Here is a 14,687-nt window from a genome sequence, read left to right on the forward strand (position 1 = left end):
GACGCAAGCCGCTCCGGCAGGCAGGAAGAACTGTAAATCGCTTGCGTTCCGCGAGGACGGGAACGCGCTGTCCGACTGTCTATAACGCCGAGACGCCGCGCGCAATGGCGAGCGTACCCGTGCGGGCAATATCAATCAGCCCGAGCGGCTCCATAAGGCCGATGAAGGCATCGATCTTCTCGGCCTTGCCAACGATCTCGAAAACGAAGGATTCGTTGGTGGAGTCAACGACCTGGGCCCGGAAAATGTCCGCAATCCGGAGCGCCTCGACCCGCTTCTCGCCCGAGCCCGACACCTTGACCATGGCCAGCTCGCGGGAAACGTGCGGGCCCTCGACCGTCAGGTCCGAGACCTTGTGCACAGGCACCAGGCGCTCGAGTTGGTTCTTGATCTGCTCGATGATCATCGGCGTGCCCGAGGTGACCAGCGTGATGCGCGACAGGGTCTCGACCCGGTCGATTTCCGCGACGGTCAGGCTCTCGATGTTGTAGCCCCGGCCCGAGAACAGGCCGATGACGCGGGCGAGAACGCCGGCCTCGTTATCCACCAGCACCGAAATCGTGTGGCGGGTGACGCCCTGATCCTGCTTGATTTTCATGGAGGTCTTTCCTTCTTGATATCTGTTCGCGAGACCTAGACCAGGATGGCTCCGGCGTCCTTGTCGATGGGCATGGCGTCCGTGTCGTTCTCACCCATCAACATCTGGTTGTGGGGGTTGCCGGCGGGAACCATCGGGAAAACGTTCTCCGAGGGGTCAATGCGGCAGTCAACGATCACCGGTCCATCCGTCTCGAACATGGTGCGAATCGTGGCATCAAGCTCCGAGGGCTTGTCAACCCGAAGCCCCTTCATGCCATAGGCGTCCGCGAGCTTCACCAGGTCGGGCATCATCTCCATGTGGCTTTCCGAGTAGCGGGCCCCGTGCAGCAGCTCCTGCCACTGGCGGACCATGCCCATGTAGTTGTTGTTCATGACGAACATCTTCACGGGCAGGCGGTGCTGCATGATGGTGCCCAGTTCCTGCATGTTCATCTGGAACGAGGACTCGCCGGCGATGGCGATCACCAGGGCGTCGGGGTGGGCGACCTGCGCGCCGATGGCGGCGGGCAGTCCGAAGCCCATGGTCCCCAGCCCGCCCGAGGTCAGGAAGTGCTTGGGTTTTTCCATGGACAGGTGCTGGGCGGCGAACATCTGGTGCTGGCCGACCTCGGTGCTGTAGTACACCTCGCGGCCCGTATCCCGGGCGAGGGCGCCCAGGCGCTCGATGGCGTACTGCGGCTTGATGATGCTGTCCGAGTTCTCGTAGCTCAGGGACTTGCGGGCGCGCCAGCGGTCGATCTGCTTCCACCAGCTTTCCATGGCCTCCGGATCCAGGCGGGCCTGACGGGCGCGCCAGACGTTGCAGAGATCCTCGAGGACATGGCCCACGTCGCCGACGATGCCCACATCCACGATCACGTTCTTGTTGATGGAGGACGGGTCGATATCGATCTGGATCTTGGTCGAGTTGGGCGAGAACGCATCCAGGCGCGAGGTCACACGGTCGTCGAAGCGCACGCCGATGCCGATCATGACGTCACAGTCGTGCATGGCCAGGTTGGCCTCGTAGGTGCCGTGCATGCCGCACATGCCCAGGAACTGGGGATCCGAGGCCGGGTAGCAGCCCAGGCCCATCAGGGTCAGGGTCACGGGGGCGCCGGTGGTGCGGATGAACTGGGACAGCAGCTGGGAGGCATGGCTGCCCGAGTTGATCACGCCGCCGCCGCAGTAGAACAGCGGGCGCTTCGCGCGGGCGATCAGGTCCACGGCGCGCTCGATCTGGCGCACGTCGCCCTTGACCTGCGGGTGGTAGCTCTTGTGACGCACCCGGGACGGGCCCACGTAGGGGGCCTCGGCCATGGTGATGTCCTTGGGGATGTCCACAAGGACCGGGCCGGGGCGGCCGGTGGAGGCCACCTGGAACGCCTCGTGCAGAACCCGGGCAAGATCCTCGGGGCGCTTGACCAGATAGTTGTGCTTGGTGCACGGGCGGGTGATGCCGGTGATGTCCGCCTCCTGGAAGGCGTCATTGCCGATCAGGGTCGTGGCCACCTGGCCCGTCAGACACACCAGGGGAATCGAGTCCATGTTGGCGTTGGCCAGACCGGTCACCGTGTTTGTCGCTCCGGGCCCGGAGGTCACAAGCACAACGCCGACCTTGCCGGTGGAGCGCGCATAGCCCTCGGCCGCATGGACCGCGCCCTGCTCGTGGCGTACGAGAACATGGCGGATGTGGTTCTGCTTGAAAAGCTCGTCGTACAGGGGAAGGACAGCGCCTCCCGGGTAGCCGAAGACGACTTCCACACCCTGATCGACAAGAGCCTTGAGGACGACTTCTGCGCCGGTCTTCTTATGGTCAGCCATGGACGTTACCTGAATGTCTGGAGATAAATTCGGGGAAGCGCAGACTAGTCCCTCAAACGCCATCGGTCAACAGAAAGAGACGAATAAAATTAGCCATATCCGGAGGCAAACTTTCCGGATGTTGCGCCTCGGGTGCGGGCAGCCAGCGAAGCGGCAAACAGACGTCCGCGCGCAACTGGTGACGCAGCCAGGTGGCCTGCCGTTTGGCGTACTGGCGGGTGGCCGCTTTCGCCAGGTCCAGGGCCTCGGACAGGGGGCATTCGCCCGTTGCGGCCCGGGCCAGTTCGGGGACTCCCACGGCCCGCATGACCGGAAGCGACGGATCCAGGCCCCGCTTCAGGAGGGCCGCGACCTCGTCCAGGGCACCGTCCTGGATCATGGCCTCAAGGCGGGCGTCGCAGGCCTGGCGCCGGTCCTCCCTCGGCGGGTCCAGGACCAGAACGCCGCCCCGTCCCGGCAGGCCGGGGACCGCCGGCGGGTCCGCCCACCACTCCCGGAGGGAGCGCCCGGTGGCCTCCAGCATCTCCCAGGCGCGGACGATTCTCTGGGTGTCTCCCGGACGCAGGAGGGCGGCCATGGCCGGATCCCGGTCCTGAAGGCGGGCGTGCAGCGCCGCGGGGCCCAGGTCGCGGGCCAGGCGGCGGGTGCTCTCGCGGATGGGGTCGGGGATGGGGGGCAGGGCGCTCAGGCCCTCGAGGGCGGCCCGGATATAGAGCCCGGTTCCGCCGCACAGCACCGGCAGGCGCCCCGCGGCCCGGGTCTCGGCCACCGCCTCCCGGGCCATCTCCAGCCAGCGGGCCACGGACCCGGTTTCCGATCCGTCCAGAACCCCGTAAAGCCGGTGGGGTACGCGGGCCAGGTCCCGGTTGTCCGGGCGGGCGGAGAGGATGCGCAGGTCCGCATAGACCTGCATGCTGTCGGCGTTGATGATGGTGCCGTTCAGGCGCTCGGCCAGGGTCAGCGCGAGGGCCGACTTCCCGGAGGCAGTCGGCCCGGCGATAACAAGGAAGGGAGCCTCCGCCGTCATTCGGCGGGCAGGGCGTTCAACTGCTGCAGGGCTCCGGCCCGAAGGGGGGAGCCCGCCTGGGTCAGCACCAGCACCTGGGACAGGAGCGTGCGGGCGTCTCCGGTCCGGCCGTTGAGGGCGGCGTCCACGCCCAGGTAGTACAGCATTTCCGCATCCTGGGGGTTTTCGGCGATGATGCCGCGCATCAGGTCCAGGGCCTCTTTCGGCAGGGGCGCCGGGGAGCCGGATTCGGCTGCCTTTTCGGTGAGGCACAGGGCCGCGCCCCGGCGGGCCTCCATATCCCTCGGGTGGATGTCGAGGCCCCCGCGATAGGCCTTCAGGGCGCCGTCATAGTCCCCCAGAACCCGAAGGGAGCGTCCGACCTGCATCCAGGCGGCAAAGTCCCGGGGGGACTCCTGCACCTTGATCCGCCCGGCCTCGGCCATGGCTTCCATCATGGCCTGCTCCATGGGGGTCAGGTGGCGGTTCAGGGTGGGGCCACCGGCCGCCTTCGGCGCGGACAGCGCTGCGGGTCTGTCGGCTCCGGCCTCCGGCCCGCCTGCGGTGTCGGTGCCGCCCGCGGTGTTGGTGTCGCCCGCTCCGTCGGTGTCGGCGCCTGTGTCCGCCGGTCCCGCCGGGAGCGGCAGGGCGGCCCAGCTCGCCGCCGGGTAGTCCAGCGGATGACGGGCCACGATCGCGGCCGCTGACAGATCGCCGCGGGTGGCCACATCCCGGATGCGCTGGTCCAGGTTGATGGACAGTTCGTTGTTATCGGGAAGCTCGGCGCGCAGATCCTTCCAGATGGCGATGGCATCGGAGAACTCGCCGGCCTGCTCGCGGGCCAGGCCCAGGAACAGGCGGGGCACCATCAGGGACCGATCCACGCCCAGGGCCGAGAGGGCCATCTCGCAGGTCTCCCGTGAGACCGTGTCCTCATCCAGAAGGACGGACAGGAACACGCGGTCGGACAGGATTTCCGGATCCTCCGGCGCAAGGCGGACGGCCTCGGCGGCCTGGTAGCGCGCCTCCTTGGGCTTGCCGGCCTCTTTCAGCAGGAACGCGAGGCTCATGCGCAGGCCCGCGTTGAAGGTGTCGGTCTCCACGGCCTTGCGGGCGGCGGCCAGCTTTTTCTGCAGGGTCTCGTTCCCGGCCTTCTCCCGCGCCTGGGCGAGGCGGTTGCTCCAGGGGGCGTCGGGCATGGACGGCTGCCCCAGGAGCCCCACGTACAGCCCGAAGGCCCCAAGGCAGATGAAGGCGATGCTGCCCAGCGCAAAGAGCGGCCCGAGGGTATCCGGTCCGCGCCCTGTGTCCGGGGAGGCCGCCTTCGGGGAGGGCGAGGGCTCGGAGGCCGTCAGCAGGCGCCGCGAAATCTCGATGCGGGCAGCCTCGGCCTCGGCCTCGGAGATCCGTCCGCTGGCCCGGTCGGCGTAGATCTCGCCCAGCTGGTCCTTGTAGACCTCCCGGTCCCAGGCCTGCCGGTCTTCCGCGGCGGCGGGCCGGCGCGCGCGCACGAGCGGCGCCACAACAAGCAGGGACACGCCGATGGACACCACCGTCAGGAGGGCAAGCATAAGGAGGCTCATTACCGGTTCTCCTGCGGTGTTTCATCCAGAAGGGCGCGCAGGCGTTCCTGTTCCTCGGGGGACAGGGGCGCGGGGGCGGTGGGATCGCTGCCGGGAGCGGCGCTGGCGCTCCGGGCCCGGAGTGTGCGCACCAGAGCCCATATCCCCACGACCAGCAGCACCCCGGGGGCAGCCCACAGGGCGTAGGTCGAGGGCTTGACCGGAGGCTCCATCAGGACAAAGTCCCCGTAGCGCTGGACCATGAAGCTGCGGATGTCCGCGTCGCTTTTGCCGTCCTTGAGCAACTCGCGGATGCGCAGGCGCATGTCCCGCGCCAGGTCCACGTTTGATTCGTCGATGTTCTCGCTCTGGCAGACGACGCAGCGCAGCCCCTTGGACAGGGCCCGGGCGCGGCTTTCCAGAGCCGGATCGTCCATGACCTCGTCCGGTCCGATTGCATGGGCGCTCGCGGTGGCCCCCAGCACCAGAGCCAGGCCCAGAAGGCTGGCCCGAAGGGTTTTTCTCATGGCACGTCTTCCTGTGCGGGCACCCGTGCGGTGCACGGGGCGTCTTTCAGTGTCTTGACGGCGGGCGCCAGGATGTCGTCCCAGACCTCTTTCGTCAGGGGGCCCGAGTGCTTGTAGCGGACGACCCCGCACGGATCGATCAGGTAGGTCTCGGGGGCTCCGGTCACGCCCAGGTCAATGGCGAGGCGGGAGTCCGGATCCTGACCCGCCAGAACGTACGGGTCGCCGTTGCGTCTCAGCCAGTCGGCGCCGTCCCGGGGATCCTTCTCATTCCAGTCCACGCCGTGGATGGCAATGCCCTCCTCGGAGCGCAGGCGCACAAGCTCCTCATGCTCGGCTCGGCACGACACGCACCAGGACCCGAACACGTTCAGCAGGCTCACCTCGCCCAGAAGCGCGTCCCGGGTCAGGGCGTTCCCCCGGTCCGGAATGGGCTCGAGGGCGAAGTCCGGCAGGGGGACGTCAATCAGCGTCGAGGGCAGGTTCCGGGGATCCCGGTCCAGGCCGATGTAGAACAGCCCCAGAAGAAGGCCCAGGGCCACAAGGGGAAGCACGCGGAACAGAAGGGTGCGGGTCGATGTGCTCATGACGGGGTCTTCCGGGACCGGGTGGCGGTGTTGCGTTTCGGAGCGCCCACGCGGTAGCGGCCGTCGGTGAGCGAGATCAGGCCGCCCAGGGCCATCAGGCCGGCGCCGTACCACAACAGGGGCACACCCGGGTGATAGAAAAAGCGGGCGGCAAAGGTGCCGTCGCCCGAGGACTCGCCGATCACCGCGTGATAGTCCACCAGCCCGTTCGAGGCGATGGCCGACTCGGTCGTCGGCATGGTCGAGGTGGCGTAGTCCCGGCGCTCCGGGTGGAGAACCGCAACCTCGCGGCCCTTCTCATCGAGCCGGACGGTTGCGCGCAGGGCCGTGTAGTTCGGGCCCTGGACCTCATCGGCCTCCAGCAAGGTGAAGTCCCGGCCTGCCAGGTGCCGGGTCTCGCCCGGGCGCATGGCCTGGACCGTCTCGGTCCGCCAGGAGTAGTCGCAGACAATGCCGATCACCATGGCCGCCATGCCCAGGTGCCCCAGGACCAGGCCCCAGGTCGCCCGGGGCGGCATGCGCCCGCCGCGCAGGCGCAAGGCGAGCTCGGTCAGGGTTCCGGTCGCGAGCCACACCCCAAGGGCCAGGCCGATGGCGGTCCAGTAGCGGTCGGCTCCGGCCAGAACGATCACGGCAATCAGGGTCAGGACAAACGCCGCGTCCGCCACCGTGAGCTTGCGCAGGGCTCCGCGCAGGTCGCCCCGCTTCCAGGGCAGCAGCGGGCCAATGGCCATCAGCACAATGGTGGGGATCATGAGCCACTTGAAGACCAGCTCGTAGAACGGCGGGCCGACCGTGAGCTTGCCCATGTTCAGCACGTCCGCCACCAGCGGATAGAGAACACCGATCAGGACCGTGGCCGCTGCCGTGGTCATCAGCAGGTTGTTGACCAGAAGCGAGCCCTCTTTCGAGTCGGGAGCAAAGAGGGAGCCGCCCTCAAGCTGGGGCGCGCGCCAGGCAAACAGGATCAGGGAGGCGCCGATGGTCAGGCCCAGCAGCACCAGGATGAACACGCCCCGGGTCGGATCCGAGGCAAAGGCGTGGATCGAGGTGATCACCCCGGAGCGCACAATGAAGGTTCCCACAAGGGAGAGGGAGAACGTCAGCACCGCAAGGAACACGGTCCAGACCTTCAGGGCGTTGCGCTTCTCCACCACGATGGCCGAGTGCAGCAGCGCGGTTCCGGCAAGCCAGGGGATGAACGACGCGTTCTCCACCGGATCCCAGGACCACCAGCCGCCCCAGCCCAGCTCGTAGTAGGCCCACCAGGCTCCCAGCGCGATGCCCAGGGTCAGGAAGACCCAGGCGGCCAGGGTCCAGGGGCGGACCCAGCGGGCCCAGGCGGCGTCGACCCGGCCCTCGATCAGGGCGGCGACCGCCAGCGAGAAGGCCATGGAGAAGCCCACGTAGCCCGCGTACAGCAGGGGCGGGTGGAAGGCCAGCGCCGGATCCTGGAGCAGGGGGTTGAGCCCCTGGCCGTTCAGGGGGATGGCCTCCGGCGGAATGCGCCAGAACGGGTTCGAGGTGAACAGGATGAACAGCAGGAAGCCGGCTGTGACCAGGCCCTGGACCGCAATGGCCCGGGAGCGCAAGGTGGGGGGCAGGTTGCGGCCCAGCAGGCTGATGGCGAGCGAGAAGGCCGTGAGGATCAGAACCCACAGCAGCAGGGAGCCCTCGTGGTTGGCCCACACGCCCGAGATCTTGTAAAGGAGCGGCTTGTCCGTGTGGGAGTTCAGCGCCACCACCAGCACCGAGAAGTCCGAGACCACAAACGCCCAGGTCAGGGCCGCAAACGAGGCGCCCACCAGGGCGAACAGGGCCAGGGACGATCCCGTCGCCGTGGCCATGAAGTCCGCCCGCTGGCGTGCGGCTCCGGTCAGCAGAACGACCGCCTGCACCAGGGCCACGAACAGGGCCAGCACCAGGCAGTAGTGTCCAAGCTCGACGATCATGGGCGGGCCTCGTCCGGGGTTTCATGGTCTTTCAGGAACTTGGGCAGTCCGGTGTCGTCCGGGGTGGCGTGCTGCCACTGGCCGGTCTCCTTCAGGCTGTCGGCGACCTCGGGAGGCATGTAGTTCTCGTCATGGCGGGCCAGAACGTTGTCCGCCCGGAAGACCTTGCCGTCCTCGTCCAGCCGGCCCTCGGCGATGACGCCCTGGCCTTCGCGGAACAGGTCCGGGACAAGGCCGGTGTAGACCACCCGCATCTCGTTCAGGCCGTCCGTGATGGTGAAGGCAAGGCTGGTGCCCTCGCGCTCCACCGAGCCCTCCTCGACCAGTCCGCCGACCCGGAAGCGCTTTCCGGACTCGATGCCCTTTTCCGCCAGGTCCGTCGGACTGTAGAAGAAGACGATGTTCCCCTCCATCCCGGCGCGCAGCAGGACGCCGGCCAGAAGAAGGGTGATCACCCCGAGGGCGATGAAGTAAAGCCGACGTTTCCTGCGGTTCACCGGTTTTCTCCTTCGGTGTCGAGCTGGTTCAGAAGGCGCCGCGCCCTCGCCCGCGAGGACAGGCTCTCAGCGGTCAGGGCGGCCACAATCAGGAACACAACGGCGTAGGCGCTCCAGATGAAGGCGCCGTAGCCGCCCATGGCGAAAAAGGATGTGAGGTCGGTGGGGGTCATGGCAGGCGCTCCTTCGGGTTTCAGTCCGTTCCCAGGGCGCCCAGGGACCGCAGGCGCGCGTTTGTGGCTTCCGTCTCGGTCCGGACCAGGACCAGAAGGGCAAACAGAAGGTGAAAGGCCAGGGCCATCAGCAGCAGGGCGGTCAGCTGCTCGGGAGCCATGGAGGGGCCCTGTTTCTTGAACACGGTCGTGGTCTGGTGAAGCGTGTTCCACCACTCGACCGAGAACTTGATCACCGGGATGTTGATCACGCCCACGACGCACAGCAAAGCCGCAGCCCGGGTGCCCCGCGTGAAGTCGTCAAACGCGTTGGACAGGGCCATGTAGCCCAGGTACAGGAACAAAAGCACCAGCATCGAGGTCATGCGGGCGTCCCACTCCCACCAAGTGCCCCACATGGGGCGGCCCCAGAGCGAGCCGGTCACCAGGCACAGCAGGGTGAATACGGCGCCAATCGGGGCAATCGCCCGGGCCAGGTAGTCCGCCAGGGGTTTCTTCCAGATCAGGGACACCAGGGCGCAGGCCGCCATCAGCACGTAGGCCATAAGGCCGATCCAGGCCGAGGGCACGTGGACGTACATGATCCGGATGGTGTCTTTTTGCTGGTAGTCCGGGGGCGAGAGCCAGAGCGCCCAGGGCAGGGCGACGGCCAGGGCCACAACGGTCAGGATCGCGAGCCAGACGACAACGGTGCGGCTCAGGCCGATAAAACGGGCGGGATAGGCATTGGGGAGCATGCGTGACATCCGCTTGGAGCGTGCCCGGAGCCGGCTCCCGAAGTCGGTGTGCCGCGGCCGGGGAAGAGGGCAGGAAACAACGGGGAGGAACCTTAGACCAGTTTGGCTCTTTTTTCCAACAGACTTGATGGCGGCCGGAGCCCGGAGAGCGGGAAAAAGCCGTTTGGCGGGCCCGCGGCGGTGGTTCCTGCCGTGCGCCCCCGTTTTCCGGTGGCAGGCTGGCCGGCCTGGTGCGGGGCGCCCTTGTCGATGCCCTGACCCGGAGCCGGGGCAATGTCACCCGGGCGGCGGCCCTGCTTCAGGTGACACGCCGGGCCTTCAGTCTGCGGCTGAAAAAGTACGCGATCGACTACCGCCTGTTGCGCATCGGAATGCTGTTGTCCCCGGGGCAGCGCCGGATGCCCGGGCCCGGGGGGCTGTCTCAGGGCAAACCTCGGAGAGTGGCACGCAGGGGATGCTCAGGGGCAGAAGGCGGCCGCTCCGGGCCCCGTGACGGGGTCGCCGATCTCCAGGGACAGGGAGGACAGGCCCCGCTGGCGCGCCCGGTCCAGGACCGGAAGAACCAGGCCGTAGGGGGTGTTGCTCGCCACATGGACCCGAATGTCCGGACCCGCCGGGGTCGTGAGCGTCGAGGCCAGGCGCTGCTCCAGGTCCGCAAGCCCGTCCAGAGACTGCCCGTTCCAGGTCACAGTTCCGGTGCGGCCGATGCACAGGTTGATCCGATCATCGGGCGGCTCCGGGGAGGTGTCGAGTGCCCGGGTGGCGCTCAGGTCAACTGTGTGCAGTGTCGGGGGAATGGCCATCATGAGCATGACCAGGAGCACCAGCAGCACATCAATCAGCGGTGTGGCGTTGAGTGTGGCCAGATCCTCGGGTTCCGCGGGAGTCATGGCCGGTTTCCGATCCGCGCGGACGGGATGGCGCGGGCGCCCGGGCCGGGGGGGATCGGTCCCGTAACCAGCGAGACCCGCCGGATCCCCGCCTGGTCCAGAAGCCGGAGGATCGCTTTCACCCGCTCAAAAGGGACGTCCGCGTCGGCTCTCAGCTCGACGGATCCGGTGGCGGGGGTGTCCTGCCCGCGCCCGGCCAGGCGGGCCGCGAGCCCGGACAGCGGGACCGGCTCCCGGTTCCAGTAGACGGTGCCGGTGGCCGTAAGGGTAATGACCGGTGTTCCGGGCGGGGATGCCAGGCGCTCTGCGGTGCGGTCCGGCAGGCGCACGGGGGCGCTGGAGACGATTGCCGGGATCGTGACCATGAAAATGATCAGCAGGACCAGCATCACATCCACCAGGGGGGTGGTGTTGATGTCCGCAAGCAGGAGATCGCCGGAGTCGGGGGTCTTATCGGGTCGGGGCATGGACCGCGCCTCCGTGTTTCGGGGGAGTTGTGCGCAGGAGCTCCATGTATGCGCAGGACATAAGGCGCTCGAGAGCGGACACGATGCGCCGGTTCCGGCGGGCCAGATCGTTGTAGGCCAGCACGGCCGGGACGGCGACCGCCAGCCCGAGGGCCGTCATGATCAGAGCCTCGCCCACCGGGCCGGCCACACTGTCGAGGGAGGCTTCTCCGCTGAGTCCGATGGCCACAAGGGCGTGGTACACCCCCCAGACGGTTCCGAACAGGCCCACAAACGGTGCGGTGGAGGCAATGGACGCGAGAAGGCCCAGTCCTGACTGGAGGCGCTCCACCAGGGCCGAGGTCTCGCGGGTTCCGGCCATGGTCAGCCAGTCGCGCAGCGAGATGTCCGGACGGTCCGCGCTTCGGTAGCGGGCGTATTCGGCCACAAGGCGGCCGGTCGCGGCCTGAAGCCGGGGATGTCCTCCCGGCGCCGGATCCTGTGCCTGCCCCAGGATCGCGGGGGCGTCCAGAGGCGCCAGCGTCCGCAGGCCCCGCACCAGGGCGTATTGGTCCCAGGCTCTGAGCAGCAGGATGCTCCAGGTGGTGACGGACATCGCCAGAAGGAGAACAAAGGTCAGGCGCGTCACCATGTCGCCCTGCTCCCAGGCGTGGCGGGGGCTGTAGGGATCCGCCACGGTGAGATCCGGGCCGAGGGGAGCGGGGCTGAGCAGATCCGGGACGGGAACCGGGTCGGCGGCGCTCTCCCCAGGTGGTGACTCCCGGAGCCCGGATACCGTCTCCGGAGTCGGGTCCGGATGGGTCTGTGTCCCGTCCGGGTTGGGAGCCTGCACTGGATGGGTCTGCGTCCTGTCCGGGTTGGGAGCCTGCACCGGATGGGGCTGCGTCCCGTCCGGGGAGGTGCTTGGGACCGGGCCGGAGACTTCGGGAGCGGCAGCCGGCAGGACCGGGCCGGTCGCAAGGCCGCCGGGGATCCCGATGCTCGGGGTGTCGGCCCGTTGTGCGGAGGCGGGCAAGGCAAGCAGGCAGGCAAGAGACACAGCCGCAACAGGGAGGAAACGTCTCATCATCACGCGGTTCCTTTTCAGTCCAGGGTCCAGACATAGCGGAGCTTGACCCACCCGGGCTCCGGGACGCCGTTCCGCGTTGCGGGGGCGAAACGGCACCGGGCGAGCCCGTTCAGCGCCGCGGTGTCCAGGCGGGCGTGGCCGCTGGACACGACCACAGCCCGGTCGACGAGCCGCCCCGAGGCATCGATTTTCAGGTTCAGGATGACGGTCCCGGTTTCTCCCCGGTGGCGGGCGCCTTCGGGATACGGGGGCCGGGCGCAGGACCGGATCACGGGGGGCGTGTACGCCTGCCCGGTCCCATCCTCGCCGCGTCCGGAGCCTGCGGTTCCCGGTGTGGCTCCGGTCCTTCCGGGGGATATGGCGGGCCGGAGCGCTGTTCCGGAGGCGGGCGGGGCAGCCTGCCCCGTGCCGGGTTGCCCCTCGTGGTCCCGGGCGGGCGTATGTCCCGGCGGCCGCACGGCCGGCGCAGGGGGGCGCCCGTCCGGCGGCGAGGCGACGGGTTGCCGCGGTGGCGGTGCCGGTGGTTGCGGTGGCGGTGGTGGCGACGCCGGCGGTGGCGGATCCGGGGGCCGGGAATGAGCTGCGGGGTGCCGGGGCTGATCCGTCGTTCGGGTGGCCCTGTCCGGTGGGGGGGCGGGTTTGGTCCGCGGGACCGGGTCGGCGGGCGGGGCATCGGCGCGCGTTATTGCCGGTGCCACCCTTGGCGCCACTGTGGATGCCACCGTCGCTCCCCTTGCGGGCGCTGCGGCCGGTGCCGGGTTCCGGGATACCTCCGGATCCGGCAGCCGGTCCGGCAGGGGCGCTTCGGACGTCGGGGCGGCCGGAGCCGGTCCGGCTGCCCCGCGCTCTGCCCCATCCCCGTTGCGCTCCGACGCGGCGGTGTCGGCGGGCGGACGGGGGGTCTGCTTCCCCGCTGTGTCCTCGCCTCCGGTCATCACCAGGCCGACGCTCAGCACCGGGGGGCCGGAGGACGGTGGACCTGCGGGCGCTGGCGGAGCGTTCACAACGAAGGCCCATGCGGCAAAGCCGTGACAGGCAAGAACCAGAGCCGGAACGCCCACGTTTCTTGACAGTCCCATGGTTCCTCCTCCCTGTGCCCGGTCCCGACCCGTCCGGGGGCCGGTTCCCGTTCCAACTCCGCTTTCCGCTCGGCTTCCGCATCCGGGGCGGGCCGGAGATCCCGGCTCCCCGGAACGACCGGTTTCAGTACGTGCCTTCCAGGGCGCCGGTGGTCCCGCGCTGCTCGAACAGCTGGCGCCACTCGGAGGACATCCCCTTGAGACCGGCCAGGGTCTCCAGAGCCTCCGGATCCATCTCGCCCCGATAGATGGCGGCGCCCACCCGCGCGATGCTCCACCGGGGATTGGGGCGCTCCAGAAGGAACAGGGCATCCCCGGAGCGGACATCCCCCTCCCCCAGAACCCGGTAGAACCAGCCGGTTCGGGACAGGCGGTGCATGGTTGGCGCCATCCGGTCGGAACCGAAGCGCCCGTTCATGGTGGAGCAGGCGATCCGGCCGGACGTGACCTGCACGGTGGCCGCCCCGACTTTCAGGACATCGCCGATGCACAGGGTGTTCTCCGTGATCCCGAGGCTGGAGAGGTTTTCGGAAAAGGCGCCCGGACCGGACAGAAGCGCCGCACAGGCGGGCAGGCGCCTGCGCCACGCCGCGTAATGGTCGAAGGCGTAGTGAAGAAGCGCCCGGTCCGGATCGCTGTAGCGCTCCTCCCGGCCGTCCTCGCAGATGAGCCCGTCCAAGACGATGCGGACGCTTCCCTGGATCGGCCCGGTTCCGGGGTGTTCCGGCTCCCGCGCGGCGGCGGTGTGCGCGCACAGAACGGCGGTAATGGTGGTGAGCGGGTGTGTGATGGTCATGGTCAGGCTCCTGCCAGTTCAAAGTGGGGAGTGGTGCGAAAGCCCACCCGGTCCACGAGGGAGTCGAAAAAGAACCGGGTGCCCCCGCCTTCCGTGAGAACGGTCATCAGCGGGTCCACCGCCCGGACGCGCACGCCGCCCAGAACGCTGACGCCCCGGCGCGCGAAGATGTGGGGCACCAGGGGCGTGGTGGGTCCGACGACGGCGATGCGCAGGTCGGGCCGCGCGAAGGCCAGCAGCCCGTCGAGGGAGTCGTTGATCAGCGTTGTTCCTGTGATGATGGCCACGCTGGCCTGGTGCATCACCTTCTCGGCCCGGCTGGCGGGCACATAAAGCGATCGGGCGTCGGGCCGGATGACCTCCGGGTCCAGCTCCAGGATCCAGAAGGGCTGCCCCCGCGCCTGGAGGCGGTCGATATAGCCGTTGAACCCTCCGACCATGACGACGCTGTCCCGGGGCTTCAGGTCCAGGAGATCAAAGGCATCCCGGTTTTCCGCGGGGCTCTGGAGCCCGGGCGGGTGGCCGTTTTGCGGGAGCATGTCCACCAGGGCATTCAGGGTCGCAATGGCCACAACCCTGTGGATCCCCGGCACCCCCGAGGGGCGCAGGATGCCGCCCTCGAACAGGCGCGTCACGGGAAGCCCCGCGAACTGTCCGGGCTCGGGACCGGTCCGGGATCGGCCCTCGGTTGCGGACGCTCCGGGGCCCGTGCCGCACCCCGGCAGGGGGCCGGGCGAGCGCAACATGGTGGCACACAGGCCGCTTGCCCCGTTGTCCAGCTCAACAGCCGTAAAGGACAGGCCCACAACCACGCGGGTAAGGGTCCGCCGGCGCATGCTCTCTCCCAGGCTTTTGGCCAGAAAGGCATGAAGGCTCTCCAGGAGGGTCTCGGTCGGTTCCGTCATTGTGAGGGTCTCCTTCTGTGTTCGGGAACGGCAGGCG

At 68.6% G+C, this 14,687-nt stretch carries 16 protein-coding genes and 1 pseudogene; 1 reads left to right on the forward strand and 16 read right to left on the reverse strand.

Going from position 1 to position 14,687, the window contains the following annotated elements:
• Positions 1-79: 79 nt before the first annotated feature.
• Genes ilvN through IHV25_RS06850 form a run of 10 tightly spaced genes read right to left on the reverse strand, consistent with a single transcriptional unit; the run spans position 80 to position 9,444 of the window.
• Positions 80-598: an acetolactate synthase small subunit gene (ilvN, locus tag IHV25_RS06805; RefSeq protein WP_192534364.1), complete on the reverse strand. Its 519-nt coding sequence runs from the start codon at positions 596-598 to the stop codon at positions 80-82.
• 35 nt (positions 599-633) lie between these two features.
• The gene (locus IHV25_RS06810) at positions 634-2,403 is read right to left on the reverse strand and encodes an acetolactate synthase 3 large subunit (protein ID WP_192534365.1); all 1,770 of its coding nucleotides are present in this window, start codon (positions 2,401-2,403) and stop codon (positions 634-636) included.
• Positions 2,404-2,455: 52 nt separating this feature from the next.
• Positions 2,456-3,430 (reverse strand): tRNA (adenosine(37)-N6)-dimethylallyltransferase MiaA, encoded by a 975-nt coding sequence (gene miaA, locus IHV25_RS06815; RefSeq protein ID WP_192534366.1) that lies wholly within the window; start codon positions 3,428-3,430, stop codon positions 2,456-2,458.
• Entirely contained in the window at positions 3,427-4,992 is a 1,566-nt protein-coding gene (gene ccmI, locus IHV25_RS06820; protein ID WP_192534367.1) for a c-type cytochrome biogenesis protein CcmI, read from the reverse strand. Before ccmI ends, miaA begins: the two co-directional genes overlap by 4 nt.
• Positions 4,992-5,498 (reverse strand): cytochrome c-type biogenesis protein, encoded by a 507-nt coding sequence (locus IHV25_RS06825; protein WP_192534368.1) that lies wholly within the window; start codon positions 5,496-5,498, stop codon positions 4,992-4,994. The genes ccmI and IHV25_RS06825 overlap by 1 nt, the downstream gene beginning before the upstream one ends.
• Positions 5,495-6,085: a DsbE family thiol:disulfide interchange protein gene (locus IHV25_RS06830; RefSeq protein WP_192534369.1), complete on the reverse strand. Its 591-nt coding sequence runs from the start codon at positions 6,083-6,085 to the stop codon at positions 5,495-5,497. Before IHV25_RS06830 ends, IHV25_RS06825 begins: the two co-directional genes overlap by 4 nt.
• Positions 6,082-8,037, reverse strand: coding sequence for a heme lyase CcmF/NrfE family subunit (locus IHV25_RS06835; protein WP_192534370.1), 1,956 nt, complete (start codon positions 8,035-8,037; stop codon positions 6,082-6,084). The genes IHV25_RS06830 and IHV25_RS06835 overlap by 4 nt, the downstream gene beginning before the upstream one ends.
• Positions 8,034-8,534 carry a cytochrome c maturation protein CcmE gene (gene ccmE / locus IHV25_RS06840; RefSeq protein ID WP_192534371.1) on the reverse strand — a complete coding sequence of 167 codons (501 nt, stop codon included), beginning with the start codon at positions 8,532-8,534 and terminating at the stop codon, positions 8,034-8,036. Before ccmE ends, IHV25_RS06835 begins: the two co-directional genes overlap by 4 nt.
• On the reverse strand, positions 8,531-8,707 hold the full coding sequence (ccmD, locus tag IHV25_RS06845) for a heme exporter protein CcmD (RefSeq protein WP_192534372.1): 177 nt from the start codon (positions 8,705-8,707) through the stop codon (positions 8,531-8,533). Before ccmD ends, ccmE begins: the two co-directional genes overlap by 4 nt.
• A 20-nt stretch (positions 8,708-8,727) precedes the next feature.
• Positions 8,728-9,444, reverse strand: coding sequence for a heme ABC transporter permease (locus tag IHV25_RS06850; protein WP_192534373.1), 717 nt, complete (start codon positions 9,442-9,444; stop codon positions 8,728-8,730).
• Positions 9,445-9,674: 230 nt separating this feature from the next.
• Here IHV25_RS06850 and IHV25_RS10730 point away from each other — a divergent pair.
• A pseudogene (locus tag IHV25_RS10730) lies at positions 9,675-9,773 on the forward strand (helix-turn-helix domain-containing protein); the annotation flags it as partial.
• 129 nt (positions 9,774-9,902) lie between these two features.
• On the opposite strand, the gene IHV25_RS06860 reads toward IHV25_RS10730, so the two are convergent.
• The 6 genes from IHV25_RS06860 to IHV25_RS06885 form a co-directional block, all read right to left on the reverse strand.
• The gene (locus IHV25_RS06860; protein ID WP_192534374.1) at positions 9,903-10,334 is read right to left on the reverse strand and encodes an ExbD/TolR family protein; all 432 of its coding nucleotides are present in this window, start codon (positions 10,332-10,334) and stop codon (positions 9,903-9,905) included.
• Complete coding sequence (locus IHV25_RS06865) at positions 10,331-10,801, reverse strand: ExbD/TolR family protein (RefSeq protein ID WP_192534375.1); 471 nt, start codon at positions 10,799-10,801, stop codon at positions 10,331-10,333. Before IHV25_RS06865 ends, IHV25_RS06860 begins: the two co-directional genes overlap by 4 nt.
• On the reverse strand, positions 10,785-11,477 hold the full coding sequence (locus tag IHV25_RS10655; protein ID WP_338048601.1) for a MotA/TolQ/ExbB proton channel family protein: 693 nt from the start codon (positions 11,475-11,477) through the stop codon (positions 10,785-10,787). The genes IHV25_RS06865 and IHV25_RS10655 overlap by 17 nt, the downstream gene beginning before the upstream one ends.
• Positions 11,478-11,884: 407 nt before the next feature.
• A complete protein-coding gene (locus tag IHV25_RS10660; RefSeq protein ID WP_192534376.1) occupies positions 11,885-12,142 on the reverse strand; it encodes a TonB family protein in 258 nt (85 codons plus the stop codon).
• A gap of 931 nt (positions 12,143-13,073) precedes the next feature.
• Positions 13,074-13,745 (reverse strand): MOSC domain-containing protein, encoded by a 672-nt coding sequence (locus IHV25_RS06880; RefSeq protein ID WP_192534377.1) that lies wholly within the window; start codon positions 13,743-13,745, stop codon positions 13,074-13,076.
• A gap of 2 nt (positions 13,746-13,747) precedes the next feature.
• Positions 13,748-14,650 carry a DUF364 domain-containing protein gene (locus IHV25_RS06885; RefSeq protein ID WP_192534378.1) on the reverse strand — a complete coding sequence of 301 codons (903 nt, stop codon included), beginning with the start codon at positions 14,648-14,650 and terminating at the stop codon, positions 13,748-13,750.
• Between the last annotated feature and the right edge of the window lie 37 nt (positions 14,651-14,687).

Origin of the sequence: Phaeovibrio sulfidiphilus (genome assembly GCF_014861485.1) — a bacterium.
Taxonomy (GTDB): domain Bacteria; phylum Pseudomonadota; class Alphaproteobacteria; order Rhodospirillales; family Rhodospirillaceae; genus Phaeovibrio; species Phaeovibrio sulfidiphilus.